The organism is Acinetobacter lwoffii, assembly GCF_024129855.1.
GTDB classification, from domain to species: Bacteria; Pseudomonadota; Gammaproteobacteria; order Pseudomonadales; family Moraxellaceae; genus Acinetobacter; species Acinetobacter lwoffii_L.
On the sequence record NZ_JAMXXC010000001.1, the window covers coordinates 252,266 to 276,045 of the forward strand.

Genomic DNA, 23,780 nt, shown 5'->3' on the forward strand with positions numbered 1-23,780 from the left:
TCGTTTGGTATTCATGAGGGTAATCCCTGCATACAATTTTTACTTTCACATCTTGAGTAGTGAATTCTGAATCTAGTTTTTCAATATATACACCAAGAATGCTGTCTGACTTCTCTAGGGCAGTCGTCACTGCATCCAGATCTACATTCGAGGCTTGTTGCTTTTGGCATCCGGTAAAAGCTAAAGATAAGAGTAGGGTGATAAGTGTAATGTGCTTCATAGTTATAGTTTTATTGTTATTGGACTTTGAATTATAAGCGAGTTTGCGAAAAAGGAAACCCACCGGTGAGGTGGGGTATAAGCGTTATTGATAATTAATTAAAAAGATCAGGGGTTGGAGCAATATTTTGTGCCCAAGTGAGAATATTATTTGAAATATCAAACTCTTCAAAATATTTTTGGTGCACTATTTCATTCATTTCTAACTTCCATTCAAACTCTTTTAGGAAATTAAACCTTTTTTCTTGTTCTGGTTCAGGCAATAAACTTAATGAATAATCATTAGGCAATAATGTGAATAAAACAGCATCATCACCAAGGCCACATTTTTTTGCTAATTGTAGGTCTGTTAGTGCTGCGAGGCAGCTAACCTCAAATTTATCATATGTTTTATAAATTGTTGAGTTGATGCTACCAACTTGTTTTGTTCCTTTTGGGCGAATTGGGACATCAATTTGATGAGTCTTTTGCCCAATTTTGATATCTAACCAGGATTTCTCGGGGAAAATATCATAAACAGTATCACCAATTTGATTAAAAATACGTGATTTGATATTAGTTATTAAGTTTGATGTTCTATATGTTGGGAAGCGCTCTACTTGTTCATTTGATGTACCATGAGGTTTCCCGAATGGCACTGCACGGTTGAATAATTTATCTAAAATAGCTTGTATAGATTCACCACGAGCAAATCCTCGTTGATCAAATATTAATTGAGGGGAGACAGATTTTTTCCAATCTCGTTTAATCAAATACTCTATTAAATCAATTGCTAATTCTAGGTTACTGGATATATCACTTCCATAAACACACTCTAGGCGACCATAATCTTCAATAAATTTAGTGTGAATGAATCCATTTTCTTCAAGAAAAACACCTATTGATATTTGTTCATTACTTATTAGGTCGGGTGTCCAGCGAATTTGCGTCCAATGCCCCTCAATTGCCGAAGTTTGAGGAGATTTTTTTTTAAATTTTTCTTCTAGCCCTTTGAAATTATTCATAATATCAACTCAGTGGACGCACAATTGATTGGGATGAAAGGAATGTATCACATCTTTCACTAAATTTCTTTAAACCTTCTGCGCGATACTTAAGAAAACCTAAAACAGTTTCCAAGGCCAAATAAGATGGTATTTCTTCAATACCTGTCTCAATGACTTCATCCCCAATTAGGTCATGCAAGTGAAGCCTTATCTCTGATTCAGCTTTTAAAAATGCTTTTTGATGTTCTTGTTTTGCTAGCTCAAGCTCATGCATAGTATTTTCATATTGGAACAGCCCAGAAGATGCATGTTTTTCATGAAGTAGTTTTAAATGTAAATTATTTGCAAAACCTATATGGTGACAATTGAAGTCAAGCAATTGTGCTTCTTTCCAATTACCTCCATGCATACATTCTCCATGATCAATAAGGTTAAATGTTTTATCTGGCAAATGAATTGAGTTTCCCATATTTCTATCTGTATTTAATGTCCAGTCATCAAAGGCGATCAATTTTGATAATTGATCCCAATCTTTCATGCAGGAACTAAAATATTCAACCATTACATTCATGATAGTTGGATTATTTTCTATTTCTATTCTAAGGTTTTGTCCTTTCACATCTTCTGTGACCCATGCAAAGGTAAAACCCCTATAACGATCAACCTCACTGAGCATATTTACTAATGTTGGATTAAGGATTTTATTTTCCACTAAAAGAAAACCAGCTCTAGGAGGCATTGGTAAATTAAGTGCTTTTCCTAAAAGATATCCGATCATTTCATTAATTAGGCTTCTAGGTTTGTCTCCAGCATAAATTTTTACCCAAGAATCTCGTTCTATATCATCTTCCCATTTTATAGTTGCCATATGGGTTGCTCCCGAAACGCCATCAGTGGCGACGCGAAGATACTCAATATAATTAGAGGAGGGAAGGTACTGAATAAGTTGTTGTGAAGTCATTTATTTTCCTCATATTTTATTAAACATTCTGATACAGCCCAACTACTTACCGATCCAATTTCTATTTAATTAAATAAAAAGCTGAATACGCTTAAACTTTTTATTTGCTTCAATTTCAGTTTTATAAAATTTATCTTTATCAGTTGAATCCATAAATTTAGCAAAAGTAGTAGATTCAAGAAGACGATAAAGAAATCTTTCACCCGTCTGAAGTACTACAGTCAACAAGTGGTGCTGGTAAAACACATGACTGATCTTCGGTGAATTTATTTCAATCTTTTGCATTATATTTATTAGCTATTTCCTCGGTTTTAATCAGTCTTTTTTATCAACCCTCTTTTGGCCAGTTTTCCTTCTTCAGCCAACAAAAATTGATTGGGCTATTTATATATCTGAATACTTTTCTAAAAATTCATCTATCCATCCTTGTGCCACTTCAAGATTGGTTATGTCCGCCAACTTTAGATTAGTCTCTTCTGCTTCGTTAAAGCCCTCAATAATAGCTTCAAAGATATTCGCCTCACTAATGACCTCGCGTGCTATTTCAGCAGCGTCATAGCTTTGCTTGGCCTTCTTAAGCGAAGCTATTTGCTTATCAATCCCTTCACCGATTTTGCCTAATGCCAATTTAAATTCTTGACGATTAATTGTTAGCGCAGTTTTGGATTTATTAAGTGTTGCGATCATTGTGGTTTCCTTCTTTTTTTGGGGGCTACTATATTCAACATCTTGATAAAACCTAAGCCACATATAGCGGCTTTTATTTTTTTAAGGTTTAACTAAAGCAGATTCCAGGCGACCAATAAAATCAATTTCATTAAGCTGCTCATTAGTAATAAATTCATCTGGATAGCGAATCTTGTCAGGATTATCACTTGCAAGCCTTACTGTTGTGCCGCCTGCATAGCTTATAAAAATCCTTTTCATTCTTAGCTCGTAATTATGCTTAAAAACATATACTGATCCACTCTTAAGCATGCTTGGATCTTTATCAGCCACATCAATAAAAAGAGGACTATCCGGCGCTACTGTTGGCCACATGCTGTATTCATCGGAATAAATCACACGTAGATTTTCCGGCTTGGCTTGAATACCTAAAATCCTTAGTAGCGATGGGTCAATGTCTAAATATTCACTTGGATCTTCTAAAAAATTCTCTATCCCACTTCCACAAGAAGCCTTTACATCCCTGTACACCGGTATTCTCACATTATTTCTTTTGCTTCCTTCGGCACCACGAAATTCAATGGGCGCAATTTGGATTCCGCTTTTATTTGAAATATCACTTAAAGGCATGGTGATGGCATTTGCCTGATCCAAAAAACCCTTAGGCTTACCAAAAGCCTCTTCTATTTTGATTGCAGTCTCATCGCCAATATTTTTAGTCGGGTTTTTCCCGATGTATTGGCTAACCAAATTATAAGAAAGCCCCACCTTTTCAGCAAAATCAGTACGACTCAACCCAGACTCCTTCATTAAGTCTCGAGCATTCTTAAGCCGTATTTCATGAATTTGCATCAAACCAGACATGCCAAACCCCATTATTTAATCCTTTGCTAAATTTACCTGTTGGGTAGAAAAAATAAATACCCTGACAGGTTGAATAAGTTTTACCTAAAAGGTATATTTAATATTAATTTACCTATAAGGTGTATTTTCATGCGAAACCTATATGATTACTGGAAATCCTTAAGCGAGGATGAGAAGCATATTTTTTGTTCTCGTGTAGGGGTGTCTTACGGCTATATGGAATCGCATTTGATTCATGGTCGTAAAAAACCCCGCATGGAAACTATCCAGGCAATTGTTGATGCTAGCAATAACAAGCTATCCCACAAAAATCTTTTTGACTTCTTCCTAAAGAAGACCCCAATAGCTGCTTAAACCAATTATCAATCAGTAATCGTTTTAAAGAAACGTGAACAAAAACAGGGATTCACATGATTCTAAAGAAAGAAACAAGAATAGCGATTCATCAGATGATTAATCAGTCCGAAGGATTTGATCCAAAGGATATTGCTCAAGTCACTGGTGATGCGCACAAGACGATTTGCAACTATGGCAATCCAAATATGGAGAACCATGATCCAAGTCTAAAGAAGTTTGAGGCGATCATGCTTTTGACCCAAAACCCGGTAGTTCTGAAAGTTTGGGCGCACATGCTAGGTTTTGTTCTTATGCCAGCAGGTGGCGAAGGCACACATCGTCAGATGACTATCGTAGAGGCATTGCTTCAAATGAATTCTGAAACTGGAAAAGCCAATCAAAAGGTTTATGAGGTTTTGGAAGATGGCATGGTGACTCCGCAAGAGTATGCGGAAGCGAGTGAAATTCTTAATCGCATTATTGAAAACGCTAAAGCAGCGGATATGGCTTTAAGCAAGCAAATGCATAAATTCACCCAAAAAGAAAAAGCCTGATTTCTGAGATCAGGCTTTTTCGGTGTTCAAATCATCGGAGACTTAAACTATGAACATGTTAACACAAGGAAATTTTAACACAAACGAAGTAACAATGTCATCACTTGAGATTGTTGACTTTATTAACGAATACCGCGCTAAAAACGAAAGCAACCCAGTGCAACTTCGTCATGCTGATTTTATGGCGAAAGCTCCAAAGGTTTTAGGTGATAAGGGTCTACGAAATTTTTCGGATACCTATATCCACCATCAAAACGGTCAAACATACCCGTGTTTTAAATTCCCAAAACGCGAAGCTTGTCTAATGGCCATGTCGTATAGCTACGAATTACAGGCTCAAGTTTTTGACCGCATGACTGCGATGGAAGAGGCACTTAAGGCTAAAAATAGTTTTGACATCACCAATCCTGCACATCTACTTCAAGCAATCGAAGTCCAAGCCAAGCTCAACATTGAGTTAAGTGAAAAAGTAGCAGTACTTGCACCTAAGGCTGAAGCATTAGAAGTCATTGCTGATACATCCAATACTTATTGCCTGCGTGAATGTGCCAAAACAATCGGTATTAAAGAATCAGACCTAATCAAGCTATTGATTGACAGAAAGTGGGTTTACCGCGACTCGGATCGCAAGCTTCAACCACATGCCCAGTATGTCATTAATGGCGTATTCACCAACCGTACATCACCAGTAATCACAAATCGCAACGATGGCAAAGAGCGTGTGTTCTTGCACATGCGTGTCACTGCTTTTGGCCTGACTCGTATTACAGGCCTAGTCAATAAGATGCGTAAAGCACAGCAGGTGGCAGCATGAGCATAACTTTGGAAGATGTTCTTGGCTTCATATCTTCATCTAGTGGTTCTGACTTAAATACGATTGCCGATGAAATGAAAGAAAGCGGCTTTGAGTATGAATGTCTTGAATGTGAGACCCATGAATGTGAAGAGCATGAATGTCATCACGATGAAGAAATGGCTGAAGTGAAAAATGAGTTTATTCATTATTTAGTTGAGCGGAACAATCAATTTGGCTTAGACGACATGCTTGATGAGCTAAAGCGTGAAGGTCAGAGCATTGGTGCATACCTCAAAGTGGAAGAAAAGTTATGAATTATTACCAACATCATATAGGGGATTTCAACAATGCAACTCGCCATTTGAGCTTGGTTGAGCGTGCGATCTACCGAGATCTTCTAGATATGTATTACGACACTGAAAAGCCAATTGATGCATCCAATTTGGAGCGTTTGGCTCGTCGTTTGCAATGTACAACTGAAGATCAGACAGCAGCTTTGAAATATGTTCTTGAGGAGTTTTTTACTCTTCAGGATGGAGCCTATGTCAACAATCGTTGTGAGCGTGAAATTGTTGAATATCACGGTAAGCGTAAGCAAGCCAGTGAGGCTGGAAAAGCATCTGCAAAAAAACGTGCAGAGAAAAAGCAACAAGACCCTAATGGTGGTTCATCAAATGCTAAACAATCGAATGGCGATAGTTCAACAGACGTTGAAGGTCAGTTAAATGAGAATCCAACGACCGTTGAAGCAGCGTTGAACGGAAATTTAACGGACGTGCAACCAACCATAAACCATAAACCATTAACCAATAACCATGAACCAATAACCAGTATTTATAGTAGTGGTAGTAGTAATGCGTGCGAAGAAAAAATTTCTTTTCCACCGATTCAATTTTCTCAATATCAAGCTGAGGATCACAAACGCTATTCGATTCTTGAATGCGTACATGTATATCCAATTCACTACGATTTCATAGAACTTGGAAAGCAGCGTAATCCTGGTCTACCAGAACAAGATCTGATTGCTATGTTTACAAACTTTGGTGATTTCTTCTCAGCTAAGTCTGATAGCAAAAATACACCAAGCTTATGGCTGGTGAAATGGTTTACCTGGATTCAAAACAACAAAGACGAAGTACGCCGTCTACGTGAAGCCAAGAAATCTGCACCGGCTGCCAAACCTTCTGGATACCAAAGCCGAGCAGCACGTGAAGCACAGGAGTGGTTTGCTGAATTAGGTCAACCTGAAGAACAAGCCATAATTGATATCCATGCGGTTGAGGGGGTGGGCCATGCATAACCAGATCTCAAATCAAGTGAATGGACCTGATCAACAAGTTCGCAAATTTGGCGAAGAAGATGCCCGTTTACTGATCAAGGAAATGATTGAGCTACACGGCAAAAAATTTACTGATCAATGGGCCGGTCAGACTAAAGGGCAAGTGGTTGCCAAGTTTGCTCAGAAACTTTCTGTGCTGACTTATGAGCAATTCTTGCGAGGTCTTAAGCGACTGGACACGGCAAGCTGGCCACCATCGATTCCAGAATTTAAAGACTGGTGTTTAGGTGGGTATGAATATCAGACCGCTGATGAGGCATGGTTACAGGCTCTTAATTTTGAGAAAGAAAACCGCTCTGCTCGAATCAATCACCTAGTTAAAGCAGCTTATGACGCTGTAGTGGGTCCATATGGGATGCTAAAAACCACTGATACCGTACACAACGTATTTTGCAGTGTGTACAAACGACTCGTTACTGAAGCTAAAGAACGTGGTGAGCCTGATGGCGTGTTGGATGCTGTGATGCAGATTGAAAGCAAGGCTGAGGATCATAACCCGGTACCAAATGAAGTGGCAAAGCAAGCGCTTGAAGAACTTAAAAAGCGCATGAACGTGAAAAACCGTCATGTGCCAAAGCCTCAACGTCTCCAGTGCCAGCCGACTGCAATAGCTGATCCTTGGCCAGATCCTTTTGAAAATCCTGAGTCGTACTTGGAAAAATGCGAGATGGATGGGGTGAAGGTGCCTAAGGTTATTCGTGAGCAATTGGGAGGTCACTGATCATGTCAAAAGAATATGACTTTCAAACCATGGATTGGTGCCCATCGATGCATGCCGTAACCCAAGGCGAGAAAATGATTCGTATATTGCGTCAAATGATGGCTAAACGGGGCAAAACAAGCGTTTCTGATGTGATGGTACTAATGGAGGGTAATCGTCGCACTGTACAGCGTTATTTAGGTCAGTTGGAGCATGCTGGATATATCCAGAGAGATGGCGCTACACCTGCAGGCTTCACCGTAACTGAAAAGACTAAGCAGATTTTCACAGTGAAGGTGGCGGCGTGAAGGATCTAAACAAAACATTGATGTTTATTTTCATGGCAATTGGCGCCGTCGTTTTGAGGATGTGGTGTGAATGACCAGCTACTCAATCGCTGAATACAAAAAGATGGTGAAAGCCACCAGACCGAAAGGGCGCTCCAAGCGTCCTAAGGTGAAAGGCGAAAAAGTACCGAATGAGTTTGAGGCGAAACTGGCCCGAGAACTAAAGACTTTAAAAATTGAGTTTGAGCAGGAATTTGAGTTTCACCCAAAGCGGAAATGGAGAGCTGATTTCCACCTGGTAGGAAAAAAGATACTGGTAGAGGTTGAAGGTGCGATCTGGAGTGGAGGAAGGCATACCAGAGGCAAGGGGTATATCGGGGACATGGAAAAATATAACGCCGCAACAATGATGGGTTTTCAAGTATTAAGGTTTAGTACAGATCAAGTGAAGTCAGGTTTAGCGATACAGCAAATTGAGAAGATGGTAGGGGAATAGGGATGAATGCGATGGTTGAAAAATTTGAACAGTTTGAATGGTTGATTCGGGGTACTACAGCAAAGTCACCTAACTTTGAGCCTGTGGTACATGGGACTAATGAGAAGCCTTTAACATATCAAGATAAGTTAGGCGCTATTGCATCAATGGATACTGATCTAGCTAAGGCAATTGCTTCAGTTATTGTATTTGGCCCAGCGGCAAAAGCTGATTTTGATCATGTGCAGGAACATTTGGCAAATATTATGATTTTGAATGCAGTCCAGGATAAACGTCGTGAGCCGGAGGGAATCAAGATTAAAGATTTAGCCAAACGTGTTGCTTTTATGGTAATTCAGTTCGCCTTAGAGCCGACCTTCGAAGATAACTTTACTGCCAAAGGGCGGTTGCATCTTGCAGCTGGTGTTAGAGAGTCTGAGATGAGCCTAGATTGCTACCGAATGACATGGAAGCAATATGAAAATCTCATGACCCTGGCAATTGAATCTGCCATTGATGAGGCATCCAAGGCCATCAAAACGTATAAGAAAAATACTTATAAAGAATTTGAGGCATAGGGATTTCATTATTCTGAAAACCAAGGTATAGTTTCACTATACTGGTCGTATTACGGTTCAACCGAGACCAAGGCATTAAAGCTCATCGAAAGGTGGGCTTTTTTGACATTATTTATTCATAAAATTAAGTGATAATGCCTTTTTGTTTTTGAGCTCTAATTGAAATGGCGATTTTAACTGTTAAAAAACTAGAAGATACTCTCGGTAAATTAGTGGCTGAAGGCGAAAAGCCTGAAAAGATTTTATTAGGCTATAAAGCGTATGGCGAGCTAATGAATGATCGTAGCTTTTTTGAGGAAGTGGCTGGCTCGGCAATGGATCCAAACAAACGAAAATATAAAAATATTAAAATTAAGGTCACTCAAGACGAATACCAGTTTAACGTGAAATGTCAAAAATAGGTTTAAGCATCAAGGAAAGCTCGCCAAATGGTGGGCTTTTTTATTGCCTGTAAAAAGGCAACCCATTCCTGCTGGAGTGCTGACCAGTGGAACATGCCTTTGAGTAAACTTCCTTCGGGAATCTAGACTAGGGAGTAGCGTCCCGACCTAAAGAGGATTGAAAGCAAGTAAAGCAGACCGTGCATGTTAGGTGTGTGTGATTGTGAGTAGCGTCTGGCCCTGCGAAAAGGGCTTTTTTATTGCCCTGAGAAATACTAGTGTAATCATACCAAATTAAAATGCTTGATTAACCAGGAATGAATCTTGCTTAGTTCGACAAAGTTAATGACATTATTTCAGTAATGAATATTATAAATTTATGTTTTATAAGTGAAAATAACTGACATTTCTTGCGACATGATTGCTTGATTGTCCAGGAGTAAAATCATGCTTAGATTACTGATGTGCTTATTCGGCCTACACGGTGCGACTGAGATCGATTACACGATTGATGATGAAGAAATCAAGGTGTGTCGGGATTGTTTGAAAGAAGTTGAATAACAACCACTCAAGCAAAGAGCTGTTTCATAAAGCTGTAATATTTAAGCAATATAGTTGCTCTGCAAAAGAAGAAAGACGTTGTGACGCAAGTCAAGCCCGTTTAATTGGAGAGAGTTAAACGGGTTTTTTATTGAAATATATTGCTATTTTCCTTTTGTCGAACATATTACGACTCAAACCCCGTCATTAATTTGTCGGGGTTTTTCTTTTCTTATTGGTGGTACCCATGACAGATAAAGTACAAGCTAAACAAGACTTAGAATTTTGCAGTGCTGAGCTATCTAAGTATCAGAATCTTAGTCGATCAGGATTGACACTAAATGAGATGCGAACCATTGACGGCATCATGATTAAGTTGAAAGAGCGTATTAAGAATTTGCGTGAAGCGTTGTATGCGTGATGCTAGATGATTTGAAGTGGTGTTGTGTAGAATAGATATTTCAAATTTCAAAAAGCCCATCAGGTAGATAGGCTTTTCTTACTAATCAAAAGATTGAGCGATGATTTACTTTTTATCTGTATTTTCTTTTTGATCATCTTGCTCTTTAGTGGAGGTTGTATCATTTTGATTGGGTTTATCTTGTGTAGGCTTCTGTGTATGGTTTTCTGATTTAGGCTTGTTTTCAGTAGCATTATTTGAAAATTGATTGAAAGAAGCTTTTTGAGCGGTATTTGTATTAACTAACATAGTTTTCTCAATTTTTGTTGCCGAAGATTCGACCTATTCAGAGTGACATACTAGTAGCACTTACAATGGGATGATTTGGAGGGGTAAGTGTAGATATATGTAGGATTTAAATGTTTATATCTTATTTATATTTCAAAGGTTTTTATAATAAACCGGTCGCCAGATTGATCTGTATCACTATTTAAATAGTCAAGGTATTTAATTTATATCTTCTCGATACATTGCTGATACAAGGGGTGTATATGGATGAAAAAGAATATTTCTGGAAAACCAAGAAGCGTCCAATCAAAACCAAACCCCGCAATAAGCCACTACCGAAAGCCAAAGAAAAATACTTAGAAGCAGAAGAAACCCTATTTCAAGAATTAGAAGAACATGCCATTGGTTATCGTCGAAAGTTTCAATTTGAATCAACCAAAAATTGGCGGTTTGATTTTTATATTGTGAAGCTGAACCTTCTTATAGAAATTGTGGGCAGTCCATGGGCGGTTGGTCGTGGTGGGAAAAAGATAGCGAATTCATTTAATAAGTATGATCTTGCTGAAGATCAAGGTTATACATTTGTGCGCCTTGAACCTCATCAGATTGAATCGGGTTATGCAATTAACTGGATTCGAAGTCAGTTAGAGAGATTAGAAGATGGAACAGTTCAGACCATTCCCGCCGCCGGATCTGATTGATCAGGCCGAGGAAGAAGAAGCCATACGTTTGGCACCGGCATCAGAGCTTAAAGAATGGGTCATGAATAACTGGTTAACTTTAGGCGGTGAACTGCATAACCCGGATCATGATCATATTGCTGAGTTGCTTCACGACAATGAAGAGTTCCTTGCATTCGCCTGGGCTTCATCTGCCGCCGTAGCGAAAAAACGTATGGTGTTAGGCCAATGTGAAAAGGTCATGTTTAACGTGGGCGGCTGGAAAAAAGCACGCCAAGAACAACAGATGCGGGACTGGTTTGGCTTTGTACCTCAATACCTGATTACTGTAGATGCTGCTTTCTGTGAACAGGCTTCAGATCGTGAGTTTTGTCGACTGATTGAACATGAGCTATATCACATCGGTGTAGAGCGTGATGAAGATGGTGAGATCATTTATAGCGATATGACCGGACTGCCTAAGCATTACCTGGCTGGCCATGATGTAGAGGTGTTCTTTGGTGAGACCAGACGGTGGGGTGCAGACGAGTCTGTAAAACGGCTTCTGGAAATTGCCAAGAATGCGCCGTTTGTATCAGAGGCAAGTATGGCTGCGTGTTGTGGGAACTGTGTCATAGGTTAAATTTTTTTGCCCACTTTCCTTGATATTCCTTGATGGATGGTGATTTATGGCAAGGCTTAAAAAAGCGGAAAAAATCTTTATTGTTCGGTCACTTGCGCAGTTTATGCCTATCTCTGATGTAGTGAGGGATATCAAGGAAAAATTTAATGTAGATGTCTCTCCTCAACAGGTGGAATATTACGATCCAACGAAAGCCGCTAGTGCAGATTTAGCACAGGAATTTATTGATCTATTTAATGAGGCGCGTAAGGAATACATTGATCAACCAATTCACAATATTGAAGGTGCCAACGATATTGTTCAGTTGAAAATTCTCAGTGATCTATTGGTGAATAAAAAAAGCAATGTAGTTTCAGCAATTAAATTAATTGATCAGATGCAAAAAATTGTTAAAGGTCACTATGAAAAGAAAATAGAGATTACTGGCAAAGACGGCGGCCCAATTCAACAAGAAACCAAATCAACGCATCAATTCACACCAGATGAGCTTAACGGACTATCCGCGCAAGAGCTTTCGCGTTTAGCAATTAATGGCAAGTTATGACTTATGCAATCGAAGATATAGCGCCACTAATTAAAGAGTGGACGATCAATACACGTCTACCTGAAATCATTGAAGAGATGAAACGGCGCTATTACTACCGGATGCTGATAGAGCAGAATGAACTAAGTCGAGAGGCTGAAATCTACAAATGTAAGAATGATCCGGCTCATTGGTTTAATCACTGGGTATGGACTTATGATCCACGGGGCATGCCTTTTGGACTGCCGGCGAATATTCCTTTTGTTTTACGTCCTGGTCAGGTTGAGCTTGTTGATTGGCTATTAGAGCGTGAAAGCACCCAGACACACGGCTTAATTGAAAAAAGTCGTGATGAGGGTATGAGTTACGTTGTACTTGGTTTTTATCTGCACCGATGGCTATTTGTTGAAGGCTTTGCAGGTGGTGTGGGTAGTCGTAAGGAGGATCTGGTCGATAAGAAAGGTGATCCGAAAACGTTGCTGCATAAGTTTCGGGATATGTTTTCCAAGCTACCAGGCTGGATGAAGCCTAAAGGCTTTGTCGAAAAAGTGCATGACAACTATATGCGGATCATTAATCCAGACAACGGTGCAACCGTTACTGGTGAGGCCGGAGATAATATTGGTCGTGGTGGTCGTACCACAATGTACTTTCTGGATGAATGGGCATTCGTAGAGCGTCAAGAAGCAGTAGACGCTGCAATTTCTCAAAACACTAATGTGCACATCAAGGGATCCACACCAAACGGTATTGGGGATAAGTTTCACCAAGATCGTTTTAGTGGACGTTACGCCGTTTTCACCATGGCATGGCGTGATAACCCAGATAAGAATTGGCAGGTCGAATTTAATGGCAAATTAATTTACCCCTGGTATGAAAAACAATTGGCCACACTAGACGATATTGTTTTAGCTCAAGAGGTTGATATTGATTATGCCGCATCGGTGGAAGGTGTGTTGATTCCATCTGCATGGGTACAGGCTGCAGTCGATGCTCATCTTGAATTGGATATTCAGCCGTCAGGTGAACGTATGGGTGCTCTTGATGTGGCAGATGAGGGTAAGGATAAGAACTCCTTTGCTGCACGTCATGGCATCGTACTGCAGTATTTGGACACTTGGTCAGGCGTTGGTGATGACATCTTTGGCACAACTCAGAAAGCTATTGATGCTTGTCTTGATCTACGTTTGAACTCGTTTTATTACGATGCCGATGGTCTTGGTGCTGGTGTACGTGGTGATGCCCGAGTCATTAATGAGCAGAATAGATCCAAAGGTATTCCGGAGATCGAAGCAAATCCATTCCGAGGCTCAGGTGCGGTGCACAACCCGGAGCAGGAAATGGTTGAGGCGCGTAAAAATGTAGACTTCTTTGCCAATCTTAAAGCTCAGATGTGGTGGTCACTGCGCATAAGATTTCAGAATACTTATCGAGCCTTACAAGGTATGCAATATGACCCAGACAATCTTATTTCGCTCTCTACCAAAGATATAAACAAGCAGGAGCTTGAACAGCTCAAGCGAGAGCTTTCACAGCCTACTTATACTAAGAATGGTGCAGGCAAAATCCTAGTCAATAAGCAACCAGACGGGGCTTTATCTCCAAACCGAGCAGACGGCGTCATGATTTGCTTTAGTGATATCCGTGGGCGAAAACGGAAAAAACCTGCAGGTGCAGGTACTCGAACCTATTGATAAGGAAAAAACATGGCAAAGTCTAAAAAGGACAAAGCGTCAAAGAAGGCTTTGTCTTACGGCAATTTATACACTCAAGAAGCAGTCACTCAGTTTCTGGTGAACTTTGGCAAGCAACCAGATACCGATGAAGTGCTGCGCAAAGCTGGAATTACACGCCACAGATTGCGTGTACTGCTTGATGATGACGAGATTGCACAAGTAGTTGAAACACGGATTGATGCACTTTTAGCAACGCCGTTGCGAATTGAACCAAATGATACGGATGAAGCTGAAAAGCTGAATCTCATCCTGAAAGAATGGTTCCATGAAATTGCGACTGCTGCCATGAGTGCACTGTTCTTCGGGTACTCGGTTCAGGAAGCTGTATATGAGTTAAAGCCGGAAGGTTATGTGGGTATCCAGTGGATTGGTGAAAAACCGATGCAGTGGTTTGAGCCTAAGAATGATGGTCGGCTAATCTATCGTCAGGATGGAAACAATGCAGAGCATGAGGTAGATCAAGCATTCAAATTCTTCTTAACACGTCGTAAAGCTACATACGAACAGCCATACGGTAAAGCACTATTAGCCACGCTGTATTGGTTATTCTTCTTTAAGCAGAATGGCTTCAAATTCTGGGCGAAATTCCTCGAACGTTTTGGAACACCAATCTTACTGGGTAAGTGCAAAGATACTGAAACTGATGATATGAGCAAAGCCTTATTAACTGCTCACGCTCAAAGCGTATTGTCGATTGATGCAGATGATGATGTTCAGATTCTTTCAGCCCCAGGAACAAACGGTTCAGCAGGTGCAGCGTTTGAGGCATTTAATAATCAGCTGATACGCCAGATCCAGAAAGTTGTACTAGGGCAGACACTTACCAGCGGGACTGATGGGAAGGGAAGCTACAGTCTTGGTCAAGTGCATGAAAATGTACGAATGGATAAGCTTAAATCTGATATTAGGCTTGTCACACCGACTTTACAGGCTGTGGTCAATGCTCTATGCGCTTTAAACGGTTGGGGTGATTATGAAGTAATGCTTGGTGAAAAGCCAAAACCGCTGAATAAGGATCAGGCTGAGCGTGATGTTCATTTAAAGAATGCTGGGGCCAACCTTTCTAAAGATTATTTTATTCGTGAGTACGGACTGCAGGATGGGGATCTGGTTGAGCAAACACAAACAGGTTTCAATCAATTCACCGCATTACCTCGTCAGGCATTCAGCTTTAAGGCATCAGCAAGCAAACTTTCACCTGAACAGCAGGAAGTTGAAGAACTGACTGATGGTCAGGATGAATTGCAGCTATTAAAACCGGATCAGGTCAAGGAATTGGTATTCAAGTCTGATAGCCCTGAAACTCTGGCTTATAACTTGATGCAGTTAATACCTGGTGCAACTCAGACGCAGTTCACGGCCAATCTGGACCAAGCTTTGTATGCTGCGGATGTGCTGGGGTATGTGACGGCTCAAAATGGGAAGTAAGTTATGCAACCAGTCACGTTTCTTGAGGCACTTCGGTACGCTCACAGCAAAAAGATCGTGCTACCTGATGAATTTTACTCAATGGATCTAAAGACCCGACAGATGGCAACTACGGTTAGTTTTCTATCGAGTCTTGAGCAGATTGAAACAGTCATCAAGGCAGTGAATAAATCCATTGCCGAAGGCGGTACTTTCAAGGACTTCCAGAAGCTGATTGAAGAATCTGAAATCATTCTGCCTAAACACTATTTGGATAATGTATTTCGTACCAATATTCAAGGTGCTTATGGTCATGGCCGGTGGCAACAACAGCAACGGAATAAAGCTAAACGATCTTATCTGATGTACTCAGCTATCAATGATAGCCGAGTGCGTCCGAGTCATTTGGCCTTGAACCGGATTGTTCGTCACATTGATGATCCATTCTGGCTGACACATTACCCGCCCTTGGGCTTTCGTTGCCGGTGCACCGTGATTGCCTTAACTGAGAAGCAGGCATTGAAATACGGCATTACGCCAGATGATCAGTTGCCAGAAGTGGCTGAAGCTTTGGACTGGAGTTCTCATCCATTACAGTTTGGTGAACTAGAATCGCTGGTTGATAAAAAGATCAGTGCTTCAAGTCTAGATAAAGAATATCTTCTCGAGCAGAAAGAGGTTATCAGGGCAGAATGGACGGCGAGTAAAAAGCTCACCAGTCTGTTTGCTCCGATGAATGATAAGACTCGGGACTTATTCGATACGGTGGCCAATACAGTAATGCCACTTGATCCAAGCATTCGGCCAAGTGCGATTCGTACCTTTTTGAACTATGTGCAAGGAAATGATGCCGCACTGTCTGGTTATTTAAACTCTGCTACAAGCTCACTGGCTGATGATGTGCTTAAGCGCTGGCTGAGTACTGATATGGCAGCTATTCAGACTGTAGCAAGCAATACAGCTTCAACCGTGGTGGGTGCTGCGACACTTAATCAAGTAGCGGCTTATCAGGTGGGGCAGACAGTTCAATTGAATGCGCCGTTGCTGATGGTTGATACAGCTTCAGATATCGTAATCAAGATTGAGAATGCAAAAGGTTTAGGTATTGATCTGGATGCACTGAATGCTGGCAACGGCGTTCTCATGCCGATGGGATTGTCTTTTGAAGTGGTTTCGATTGAAACGGTTGAAGGGCAAATGGTTTATACACTCAAGCCCTTGTTGAACTAATTTAAAAATGAATATGACCGCCTTCTGGGCGGTTTTTTTATGGAGCATGAAAAATGCCAGATCCAAATGAAGAACGGCTGAAGTATTTATTCAATGCCTCAGCAATCGAAGTACCGAAAGCCGAAGAAGGGCAAAAACGAAAATTCAAAGGCACTGCCTATGCCGGTGGTCGTGTAGATGGTCACTGGTATTGGGGACGCTCAGGTGTGGTCTTTGATCTTGATGGGATTGAGATTGATAAGCCAACAGCCTTACTTGAAGAACACTTTGGTTCAAGTCGAATTGGTGTTGTTCAAACCGTAGATACCAACGGGAAGATTGATGTATCAGGTGACTTTCTCACGAATGCAAAAGCACAGGAAATTGTTCAGGACTCCGATGATGGTTTCCCTTTCCAGATGTCGATGATGATTGATCCGGGATCGATTGAAGAAGTGTCTCAAGGTAAGACAGTCACTGTGAATGGTCAATCCTTTGAAGGCCCGATCACAATCTTCCGTCAAAACCGTATTCGTGAATTTACGATCTGCTCGACCGGTGCTGATCGCAACACATCAATCAAAGCCTTCTCGGGCAAAGCCAATCCCAACCCAACCAAAGAGGACACAGACGTGACCGAATTAGAAAAAGCACAACAGGCCAAAGAGCAGGCAGAGCGTGAGCGTGATGATGCCCTAGCTGAACTTAAGCAATTCAAAGCACAAAAGCGTGCTGATGAAATTACAGCTTTAGAAACTGAGCTGAAAACACAGTTTAGTGCTGAAGATAAAACGGCTTATACCAATATGGATGATTCAGTTTTTACCTTCACGGCTAAGCAACTTCGCCAATTCTCAGCAGGTACTACTCAGCAGCCACCAGCTGGACAACAGCAACAACAAACACCAGGTGTAAATCCGGCATTTGCTCACTTATTCACTCATCAGGCAAACCCAGGGCAAGGTGGTCAGTCAAATCACAATGACACTCACAAATTCACTTCTGGTGCACAAGCATTTGCAGAACAAAAGGGGAAATAATTCATGGCTATTCATTATGTACCGCCTATTTCGGTCACTTCAAAACGGCTGATCCTGGACAATGAAAAATTACGTCGTGCCAATGCAAAGGTGCCAACCGCCACAGCATTTAAATACGGTGATCTATTAACACTATCAGATGCCAATGTGCTGGCCCATGCCACTGATGAAAAAACATGGGATGTGATCTGTGGTCAGGATGTGTCGGCTGCAGAAGCCACTATCAAGGCTGCTGATGGAATTGAAATTCCAGTGTATTACGGCGGGGTGTTCAGTATTGAAGCTGTCTCACTTAATGGAACCTTGCTGACTACTGCTCAATACGATGCAGCGCGTGCACAGGCAACTAAAAACAAAATCGAACTTTCTAAGGTGTAAAACAACATGCCACAGTCTTTTAATATTGAAGGTGCTCCACTTGAACTACTTGATGTGGGTGAACTCGCACTGATTCACTCGAATTACCGTCCGATGGATACCTGGCTTTTAGACAAGCTTTTCCCGAACCGCCCGTTATTCACCCGTGACGATGTGCCACTGGCTGAATTGTCAGCTGAACATGATTTAGCACCACTAGTATCACCGCAACAACCTGGTAAGCCATTTGATACTACCCAATCTGGTGAAGTACGCCATGTGAAGCCGGCTTACTACAAACCAAAGAATCAAGTCACTCCGGCCGAAACTTTTGAAATCGCATTGCTGGAGCGTTTGCGCACCGCAGGCATTATCTCTACCGGTAACCAGCGACTGTCGGAACAGGAGCAAATGATTATTGCTCAAATCTCGGTAATGAAGCGCAACCATGATGCAATTGATAACTCAGTCCTGATGATGGCAATTGATTTACTGAAAAATGGTAAATACGCGCTTCACTCAGATGATTATGAATACAACCTGGTGGATTATCGTCGTGATGCTTCTTTGACATTTACGCCGTTAACTAAGTGGAATGAAGCGGGTGCCAAGCCAGTAACGGATATCCGCACCATGCTTGAACGTCAATTGGCGGCGGATGGTGGTGAAGCTAAGCTGTCTGTTATGTCTGGCTTGGTTTGGTCAGCCCTCTGGAACAATGAAGAATTCAAGAAAGAATTCATCACGCCGTATGCGGGTATTTCTGTTCCAGTGAATCCAAGCTTTGGTGTCAAAGAATCTGCGACATTCAAAGGTACTTTTGATGGAATCGAATTCTGGGTATATGACGCAACTTACCGCAACAAGGGCAAGGTGAATCGTTTTATTCCTAAGGATTACTTCTCTTTGATCTCTGATACCAATGGTTCAGTTGCTCACTGTAAGATTAAAAACATGCTGGCCAACGGCGTTGCTCAGCAATACTTTGATCGTCAGTGGTACTGCGAAGATCCAAGCGGCATCATGCTGATGACTGAATCTGCTCCACTGGTTGTGCCGTCTAACAAGAACGGTGTCGTTGGTGGTACTGGCTTTATCACCCTATAAGGAGCAAGACATGCCAAAGTACACAGCAAAACAATCCATCGGGCATTTTATGCCAGGTGATGAAATCAAAGGGCTTGAAGCTAAACAACTTCAGGCCCTTTTAGCATCTGGGGCTATTGAAGAATATCAAGAGCCGGAAGAACCCAAGGCAGACAATACCGCTGCACGTTTGGCTGAACTTGAAAAGGCCAATGCTGAACTGACAGCTGCGAATAAAACCTTAACTGAAGTCAATCAGACAGCAGCTGCTGACAAGGCAAAGGTAGATCAAGAAGTTACCGAGCTAAAAGCAAAAGTGGCTGAAATGGAAAAGGTGAAACCTGCTGCAAAACCTAAAGCAGACTCTAAAGCGACTGACGAAACCAAGTAGGTGATCTATGTATGCGACTGAAGCAGATTTGGTCGCACGATTTGGTGATGAGATTGAAAATCTGAAAACGATGCTTCCTTCTCAGTCCTCAGTAACTGATGCAATTCAGGATGCGACAGAGGAAATTAATGGCCACATCGGTGGTCGTTATCCTTTGCCGCTACCCAATGTGCCAAGTAATTTAAAGCGTATGGCGTGTGACATTGCACGCTATCGTCTTTACTTCCAGCAACCCACCGATGAGGTGCGACAGCGTTATGAAGACGCAATTGCATTCTTAAAGCGTGTGGCTGATAACAAAGCACATTTGCAGATTCAGTTACCTGAAACAAACCAGATCGTGGATGACCAACCTAAAGGACGACCTTCGACGGCGCCAGTCGGTACTTCTTATACCGGTGGTGTATTTGGAGATTCTATCCTGAACCAGATGCCCAGCTTGAAGTGAGGTGTTTATGGCTTTCGCAATAACCATTCGAGCTGATAGTTCACCCATTGAGGCGGTGCTTAAGCTGTTAGGCAGTTTTGATTCATTAAAGGCTCAGTTATTTGATGAGATCGGTGCTGGGCTTGAAAGTAGTGTCCAGAATCGGTTTTTAACCGGTACTGATGTTGATGGTAATCCATGGAAGATTTCATGGCGTGTACGTATGCAAGGCGGTGAAACGCTGCGTGATACTGGGCGTTTGATGAATTCCTACACATACACTGTGCTTAGCCATGGTGTGGAAGTTGGTACAAACGTTGAATACGCACCGTATCTTCATTTTGGAGCAACAATCCTACCCAAGAATGGCCAATACATCACTTTTGCAGTGGGTAGCCAATATCGGAAAGTTAAGCAATCCATTATTCCACCTCGGACTCAACTCGGCCTTGATGCTGAAGATGAAGTTATGGTTTTGGATATTGTCGGGAGTTTTATAGATGAGCACCTTCTTCGCGGTGCGTGATGAGATTGCAGAAAAGCTGAAAGAAATTCCAGAATTTCTAAAGATCTATACGCCGTTGAATTCAGTCAGCGTAACAGAGATGTCGCAGGTCACGCCGTCGGCACATGTCAATTTTGTCTGTATAGATAAAAAGGCAAGTGCAGGTCGTGGAAGCATCAACCAGATCGGCCAGCAATGGGCGGTTACGGTGGCGTGTCGCAATGCTCAATCTCAAATGACCGATGGACGTGCTGTAAGTGATGAAGCGGGGCTTTTGACTGAGAAGGTGATTCAACTGCTTTCCGGTTGGCAGCCTCAAGCATCACGTACTGCACTGGATTTCATATCGGTTCGGGATGGGTATAGTCCGGGCTTTGCATACATCACCATAATTTTTGAATCACAAAAATTCATTTAGGAGCCAATCATGGCGAAACAATACAAGGCAACTCAGCCTGTCGGTCGCTTCAAAAAGGGCGATGTAGTCGGTGGGCTAAGTGATGCTCAGATTAAAAAATTAGCTGCAGATGGCATCATTCAGGAAGTACCTGAAGTAAAAACTGCTGCTCCAGCCAAGAAAACCACAGGGGATGAAAAATAATGGCTAAACCAGATTTAATCTCACTTCAAGGTGAGTTTTTCGCAGCTTTAATCACAAATGATGTTGCAGGCCCATATTTAACAATGGGCAATACCCCTAGTATGCAAATTGCAATTTCTTCTGAAACTACGGATCATTACACTGCAAAGGATGGCACCCGAGCAAAGGATGCTATTTTGCGTAAAGCGACAGGTGTTACGTTGAGTGGAACACTGGAAGAAGTGAAAAAGCAAAATAAGGATATTATTTTTAGTGGAGAAACACTTACTACTACGGTTACTCCAATTGCTAGTCAGTCACTTGGTACAGTGCGTGCAGGCGAAATGATCAATTTAGGTCATCGAAACTTAAGTGAAGTCACCTTTAAATCTGGTAGTACTACGATTGAAGCTTCTACGTACACACTTGACTCAGTATTTGGGACGGTTGAATTCAATGAAGCACCTGCTGAACCTGTTTCATGGTCAGGAAGTGCTGGTATCGTAGAGCGCACAGCTTTAGCCACTCATATGGGCCGAGAATATGCGCTGCTATTTAAAGGCGTTGATACATATTCGGGCGACAAGCTTTCCGTTGAATTATGGCGAGTACAGTTTTCGCCAGAAACAGAGTTTGATTTGATTAATGAAGACTTTGCTTCATTTGATGTAGAAGGTGAATGCCTAGCAGACTCTTCAAAAGCAAGTGATCCTCAAGCTGGACCGTTTGGCTGTATTGATCGTTTTAAAGTTTCATCTTAAATAAGGCTAAACCCAAGCAGGCACAAAGAAATCCACGGCGCATTAGCGTCTTTTTTTGTGCCTGCCTTATAGTAATAAGTCTTAAAACATTTAAGATGAAACTTAATAAATAGTAAAAAATAAAGATTATGTAATCTTTTGTTATTCTAATTTTCATCTGATGGGGATATAAAAGATATTCTGTTCACGTTAAGAATAAAACTGCTATGACTAAAATAGAAATATTTGTCTCCATCCTAGCCGTAATAATTATTTCTACTATTATTTATCTTGTATGTCAGTAAGTTAGTAAGCTAAGAACCGCCTTTGGGGCGGTTTTTTGATAAGTGGAAGTTTCACCTGGCTATATAGGGTCAATTTTAAAAAGACTTAAAATAGTAAAACATAACTTTACAAATCCACTCTCCCTAGATGTTAGATAAGATTGAAAATTAATGTAAAGTGTCGCCCTTAATACATGGGGATATTATGAAAAATTTAAGCTTATTCTTTTTTATTATGATTTTAGCTGGGTGTGGACACGGGGAATCTAGTGGTCAGCATCTTGATTTAGAAACAAGCAAAAAGGAACAGCTTGAATTTGCAAAAGAAGCTACAAAAGAATTCATTCCCAATCCTGATTCAGCTAAGTTCCGCAATCAAATAGGAGAGTGTGGAGAGGTAAGCTATAAAGAAGCAGACGGTAAAGATATTGGTTTTCAACGTTTCATTGTGCTTCAGAAAAATATAGTGCTTGTAGAAAATCAGACGGATCAAAAGCAATTTGAGTTGTCATGGAAGAGTGCTTGTACGCCAAGCTGGAATTAATTAAAAAGCCCTTTAATTAAGGGCTTTCTTTTATTCACCAGATGATTCGGATTTTTGGTCCTTACCATCTCCATATTCTAAAGCAACCTGTTGCGCTTCAGCTGCAGCAGTGGCTTCTATTGGAATCGAGTCAGCTGCGATAGCTACGGTACCAGTAAATCCCATTAAAGCTAAGATTAGAATTTTCGAATACTTTTTCATTTGAATTTCCTCTACGTTTCTAAGACTTAATTTCAGTGTAGAGAATGATTTAAATCGTGGATGTAGCAGCTATGTCGGGATATGTAAGATATTCAGGTCTAAAGTTATAGGTTTCTAGGTTTGCGTAAGAATGCTTTTCGGTTGAAACTTTTTGTTGAGTTGCTTAACGAAATGTTTGAATGCTTCAGTAGGTAGCTACACTCTAAAGAAACTTCCCTAACTTCTAAATCTTTGTAACATCCAATAATTTTTTTGTAATCTTTATGTTATAAATTGTTTGCTTTGCTTATCATATGAATAATGAAAAGTGGAGCACCGAAAATGCTAACAAAAACAGAAATCATTGTTGTCATTCTAATGGTAGTAGCCTTAATTTTCATCGTGTATGAGATGGGACAAGGTGGTAGTTGGACTTTATAGAATTCAGCCTTTATCAACGGTAAAAGAAAAGCACCTTCGGGTGCTTTTTTAATGCCTAAAATTTAAATCGAGACATCATCATGAATGATTTTTTCTTAGCAACAAATCGAAGCATCAAAATCAATGACATTGAAGTGCGTCAGATCCAGATGAAAGATTTTGATACCTGGGCAATGCATGCTGAGCCGTTAAAGAACTTCATCAAAGACCAAAATCATTCAGATGAGATTTTGACAGGGTTATTCAAGGCTCACGGTGTGCAAGTCATTTCGACCATGGCATGCGTCACCGATCTGGACAATGAATCATTAGTAGAACTTGCTACTGATGAACAGGGATTTAAAGAGCTACTTAAGGCAGCACTTCTGGTCAATCAGACTTATTTCAAATACGAAAAGCCAAGACGCGGCATTAAAAAGAAAGATGACTCCACTTGGTTTGATTCATTCCAGTTTTTGGTGTCTATGGGCCATCAGCACAGAGAAATCATGGAAATGACTTACGGCGCATTCCAGAGCTACGTTAAAGCAGCAAACAAGCTATATAAACAGGGAATCTTTAATAACGCCGTTGCAGCGCGTGTGGCACAATCTGATAAGAAAGGCTTTGAGTCATTTAAGAAAGAAATGGTTTCTGATTGATCAAGTAGCACCCTAAAG

General features: G+C 41.0%; 35 protein-coding genes. 28 read left to right on the forward strand and 7 right to left on the reverse strand.

Annotated features, from left to right (window positions below; translation table 11 throughout):
- Positions 1–314 precede the first annotated feature (314 nt).
- The 5 genes from NI465_RS01175 to NI465_RS01195 all read right to left on the reverse strand — a co-directional run bounded on the left by NI465_RS01175 (position 315) and on the right by NI465_RS01195 (position 3,708).
- Complete coding sequence (locus tag NI465_RS01175) at positions 315–1,223, reverse strand: hypothetical protein (RefSeq protein WP_253143973.1); 909 nt, start codon at positions 1,221–1,223, stop codon at positions 315–317.
- Between the two features lie 4 nt (positions 1,224–1,227).
- On the reverse strand, positions 1,228–2,166 hold the full coding sequence (locus tag NI465_RS01180) for a hypothetical protein (RefSeq protein WP_253143975.1): 939 nt from the start codon (positions 2,164–2,166) through the stop codon (positions 1,228–1,230).
- 69 nt (positions 2,167–2,235) lie between these two features.
- Positions 2,236–2,451, reverse strand: coding sequence for a KTSC domain-containing protein (locus tag NI465_RS01185; protein WP_005104445.1), 216 nt, complete (start codon positions 2,449–2,451; stop codon positions 2,236–2,238).
- A gap of 99 nt (positions 2,452–2,550) precedes the next feature.
- Positions 2,551–2,853, reverse strand: a complete 303-nt coding sequence (locus NI465_RS01190) for a hypothetical protein (RefSeq protein ID WP_216985902.1) — start codon at positions 2,851–2,853, stop codon at positions 2,551–2,553.
- Positions 2,854–2,934: 81 nt separating this feature from the next.
- Positions 2,935–3,708, reverse strand: coding sequence for a LexA family transcriptional regulator (locus NI465_RS01195; protein WP_253143977.1), 774 nt, complete (start codon positions 3,706–3,708; stop codon positions 2,935–2,937).
- Positions 3,709–3,825: 117 nt separating this feature from the next.
- Here NI465_RS01195 and NI465_RS01200 point away from each other — a divergent pair, with 117 nt between their 5' ends.
- The 11 genes from NI465_RS01200 (at position 3,826) to NI465_RS01250 (ending at position 10,102) form a co-directional block, all read left to right on the forward strand.
- Positions 3,826–4,050 (forward strand): hypothetical protein, encoded by a 225-nt coding sequence (locus tag NI465_RS01200; protein ID WP_005262243.1) that lies wholly within the window; start codon positions 3,826–3,828, stop codon positions 4,048–4,050.
- Between the two features lie 56 nt (positions 4,051–4,106).
- Entirely contained in the window at positions 4,107–4,586 is a 480-nt protein-coding gene (locus NI465_RS01205) for a phage regulatory CII family protein (protein ID WP_005171431.1), read from the forward strand.
- Positions 4,587–4,635: 49 nt separating this feature from the next.
- Positions 4,636–5,400 carry a phage antirepressor KilAC domain-containing protein gene (locus NI465_RS01210; protein ID WP_253143979.1) on the forward strand — a complete coding sequence of 255 codons (765 nt, stop codon included), beginning with the start codon at positions 4,636–4,638 and terminating at the stop codon, positions 5,398–5,400.
- A complete protein-coding gene (locus NI465_RS01215) occupies positions 5,397–5,696 on the forward strand; it encodes a hypothetical protein (RefSeq protein ID WP_005266733.1) in 300 nt (99 codons plus the stop codon). Before NI465_RS01210 ends, NI465_RS01215 begins: the two co-directional genes overlap by 4 nt.
- Positions 5,693–6,682 carry a YdaU family protein gene (locus NI465_RS01220; RefSeq protein WP_253143981.1) on the forward strand — a complete coding sequence of 330 codons (990 nt, stop codon included), beginning with the start codon at positions 5,693–5,695 and terminating at the stop codon, positions 6,680–6,682. The genes NI465_RS01215 and NI465_RS01220 overlap by 4 nt, the downstream gene beginning before the upstream one ends.
- The gene (locus NI465_RS01225; protein ID WP_253143982.1) at positions 6,675–7,442 is read left to right on the forward strand and encodes a hypothetical protein; all 768 of its coding nucleotides are present in this window, start codon (positions 6,675–6,677) and stop codon (positions 7,440–7,442) included. Before NI465_RS01220 ends, NI465_RS01225 begins: the two co-directional genes overlap by 8 nt.
- A 2-nt stretch (positions 7,443–7,444) precedes the next feature.
- Entirely contained in the window at positions 7,445–7,729 is a 285-nt protein-coding gene (locus tag NI465_RS01230; RefSeq protein ID WP_174894564.1) for an IclR family transcriptional regulator, read from the forward strand.
- A gap of 70 nt (positions 7,730–7,799) precedes the next feature.
- Positions 7,800–8,204: a DUF559 domain-containing protein gene (locus NI465_RS01235; protein ID WP_174894563.1), complete on the forward strand. Its 405-nt coding sequence runs from the start codon at positions 7,800–7,802 to the stop codon at positions 8,202–8,204.
- A gap of 2 nt (positions 8,205–8,206) precedes the next feature.
- Complete coding sequence (locus NI465_RS01240) at positions 8,207–8,761, forward strand: hypothetical protein (protein ID WP_191112999.1); 555 nt, start codon at positions 8,207–8,209, stop codon at positions 8,759–8,761.
- Positions 8,762–8,925: 164 nt separating this feature from the next.
- Positions 8,926–9,162, forward strand: coding sequence for a hypothetical protein (locus tag NI465_RS01245; RefSeq protein WP_004646432.1), 237 nt, complete (start codon positions 8,926–8,928; stop codon positions 9,160–9,162).
- A 766-nt stretch (positions 9,163–9,928) separates the two neighbouring features.
- On the forward strand, positions 9,929–10,102 hold the full coding sequence (locus tag NI465_RS01250; RefSeq protein WP_005262230.1) for a hypothetical protein: 174 nt from the start codon (positions 9,929–9,931) through the stop codon (positions 10,100–10,102).
- Between the two features lie 105 nt (positions 10,103–10,207).
- Here the strand turns inward: NI465_RS01250 and NI465_RS01255 are convergent, their stop codons facing one another.
- Positions 10,208–10,390 carry a hypothetical protein gene (locus NI465_RS01255; protein WP_004646436.1) on the reverse strand — a complete coding sequence of 61 codons (183 nt, stop codon included), beginning with the start codon at positions 10,388–10,390 and terminating at the stop codon, positions 10,208–10,210.
- Between the two features lie 242 nt (positions 10,391–10,632).
- On the opposite strand from NI465_RS01255, the gene NI465_RS01260 reads away from it, so the two are divergent.
- The 16 genes from NI465_RS01260 (at position 10,633) to NI465_RS01335 (ending at position 22,500) form a co-directional block, all read left to right on the forward strand.
- The gene (locus NI465_RS01260) at positions 10,633–11,070 is read left to right on the forward strand and encodes a putative endonuclease domain-containing protein (RefSeq protein ID WP_253143984.1); all 438 of its coding nucleotides are present in this window, start codon (positions 10,633–10,635) and stop codon (positions 11,068–11,070) included.
- Positions 11,030–11,671 carry a putative metallopeptidase gene (locus NI465_RS01265; protein WP_253143986.1) on the forward strand — a complete coding sequence of 214 codons (642 nt, stop codon included), beginning with the start codon at positions 11,030–11,032 and terminating at the stop codon, positions 11,669–11,671. The genes NI465_RS01260 and NI465_RS01265 overlap by 41 nt, the downstream gene beginning before the upstream one ends.
- A gap of 46 nt (positions 11,672–11,717) precedes the next feature.
- The gene (locus tag NI465_RS01270; RefSeq protein WP_253143988.1) at positions 11,718–12,215 is read left to right on the forward strand and encodes a DUF2280 domain-containing protein; all 498 of its coding nucleotides are present in this window, start codon (positions 11,718–11,720) and stop codon (positions 12,213–12,215) included.
- Positions 12,212–13,888, forward strand: a complete 1,677-nt coding sequence (locus tag NI465_RS01275; RefSeq protein WP_253143990.1) for a terminase large subunit — start codon at positions 12,212–12,214, stop codon at positions 13,886–13,888. Before NI465_RS01270 ends, NI465_RS01275 begins: the two co-directional genes overlap by 4 nt.
- A 12-nt stretch (positions 13,889–13,900) precedes the next feature.
- Positions 13,901–15,358, forward strand: a complete 1,458-nt coding sequence (locus NI465_RS01280) for a phage portal protein family protein (RefSeq protein WP_253143992.1) — start codon at positions 13,901–13,903, stop codon at positions 15,356–15,358.
- A 3-nt stretch (positions 15,359–15,361) separates the two neighbouring features.
- Positions 15,362–16,567: a phage head morphogenesis protein gene (locus NI465_RS01285; protein WP_253143993.1), complete on the forward strand. Its 1,206-nt coding sequence runs from the start codon at positions 15,362–15,364 to the stop codon at positions 16,565–16,567.
- A 53-nt stretch (positions 16,568–16,620) separates the two neighbouring features.
- On the forward strand, positions 16,621–17,586 hold the full coding sequence (locus NI465_RS01290; protein WP_253143995.1) for a hypothetical protein: 966 nt from the start codon (positions 16,621–16,623) through the stop codon (positions 17,584–17,586).
- Between the two features lie 3 nt (positions 17,587–17,589).
- Positions 17,590–17,964 (forward strand): hypothetical protein, encoded by a 375-nt coding sequence (locus NI465_RS01295; RefSeq protein ID WP_253143997.1) that lies wholly within the window; start codon positions 17,590–17,592, stop codon positions 17,962–17,964.
- A gap of 6 nt (positions 17,965–17,970) precedes the next feature.
- Positions 17,971–19,050 (forward strand): major capsid protein, encoded by a 1,080-nt coding sequence (locus NI465_RS01300; RefSeq protein WP_253143999.1) that lies wholly within the window; start codon positions 17,971–17,973, stop codon positions 19,048–19,050.
- A gap of 10 nt (positions 19,051–19,060) precedes the next feature.
- Positions 19,061–19,420, forward strand: coding sequence for a hypothetical protein (locus NI465_RS01305; protein ID WP_253144001.1), 360 nt, complete (start codon positions 19,061–19,063; stop codon positions 19,418–19,420).
- Positions 19,421–19,427: 7 nt separating this feature from the next.
- On the forward strand, positions 19,428–19,868 hold the full coding sequence (locus NI465_RS01310) for a gp436 family protein (protein WP_253144003.1): 441 nt from the start codon (positions 19,428–19,430) through the stop codon (positions 19,866–19,868).
- Between the two features lie 7 nt (positions 19,869–19,875).
- Positions 19,876–20,373 carry a phage virion morphogenesis protein gene (locus tag NI465_RS01315; protein WP_253144005.1) on the forward strand — a complete coding sequence of 166 codons (498 nt, stop codon included), beginning with the start codon at positions 19,876–19,878 and terminating at the stop codon, positions 20,371–20,373.
- Positions 20,348–20,770 carry a phage tail terminator protein gene (locus NI465_RS01320; RefSeq protein WP_253144007.1) on the forward strand — a complete coding sequence of 141 codons (423 nt, stop codon included), beginning with the start codon at positions 20,348–20,350 and terminating at the stop codon, positions 20,768–20,770. Before NI465_RS01315 ends, NI465_RS01320 begins: the two co-directional genes overlap by 26 nt.
- A 9-nt stretch (positions 20,771–20,779) precedes the next feature.
- Positions 20,780–20,953, forward strand: coding sequence for a hypothetical protein (locus NI465_RS01325; RefSeq protein ID WP_004646453.1), 174 nt, complete (start codon positions 20,780–20,782; stop codon positions 20,951–20,953).
- Positions 20,953–21,693, forward strand: a complete 741-nt coding sequence (locus NI465_RS01330; RefSeq protein ID WP_004646454.1) for a phage tail tube protein — start codon at positions 20,953–20,955, stop codon at positions 21,691–21,693. The genes NI465_RS01325 and NI465_RS01330 overlap by 1 nt, the downstream gene beginning before the upstream one ends.
- A 468-nt stretch (positions 21,694–22,161) precedes the next feature.
- Positions 22,162–22,500, forward strand: a complete 339-nt coding sequence (locus NI465_RS01335; protein WP_184413112.1) for a hypothetical protein — start codon at positions 22,162–22,164, stop codon at positions 22,498–22,500.
- A 30-nt stretch (positions 22,501–22,530) separates the two neighbouring features.
- Here the strand turns inward: NI465_RS01335 and NI465_RS01340 are convergent, their stop codons facing one another.
- The gene (locus NI465_RS01340; protein WP_184413110.1) at positions 22,531–22,701 is read right to left on the reverse strand and encodes a hypothetical protein; all 171 of its coding nucleotides are present in this window, start codon (positions 22,699–22,701) and stop codon (positions 22,531–22,533) included.
- Between the two features lie 500 nt (positions 22,702–23,201).
- Here NI465_RS01340 and NI465_RS01345 point away from each other — a divergent pair, with 500 nt between their 5' ends.
- Entirely contained in the window at positions 23,202–23,762 is a 561-nt protein-coding gene (locus NI465_RS01345) for a hypothetical protein (protein WP_253144009.1), read from the forward strand.
- Positions 23,763–23,780: the final 18 nt, after the last annotated feature.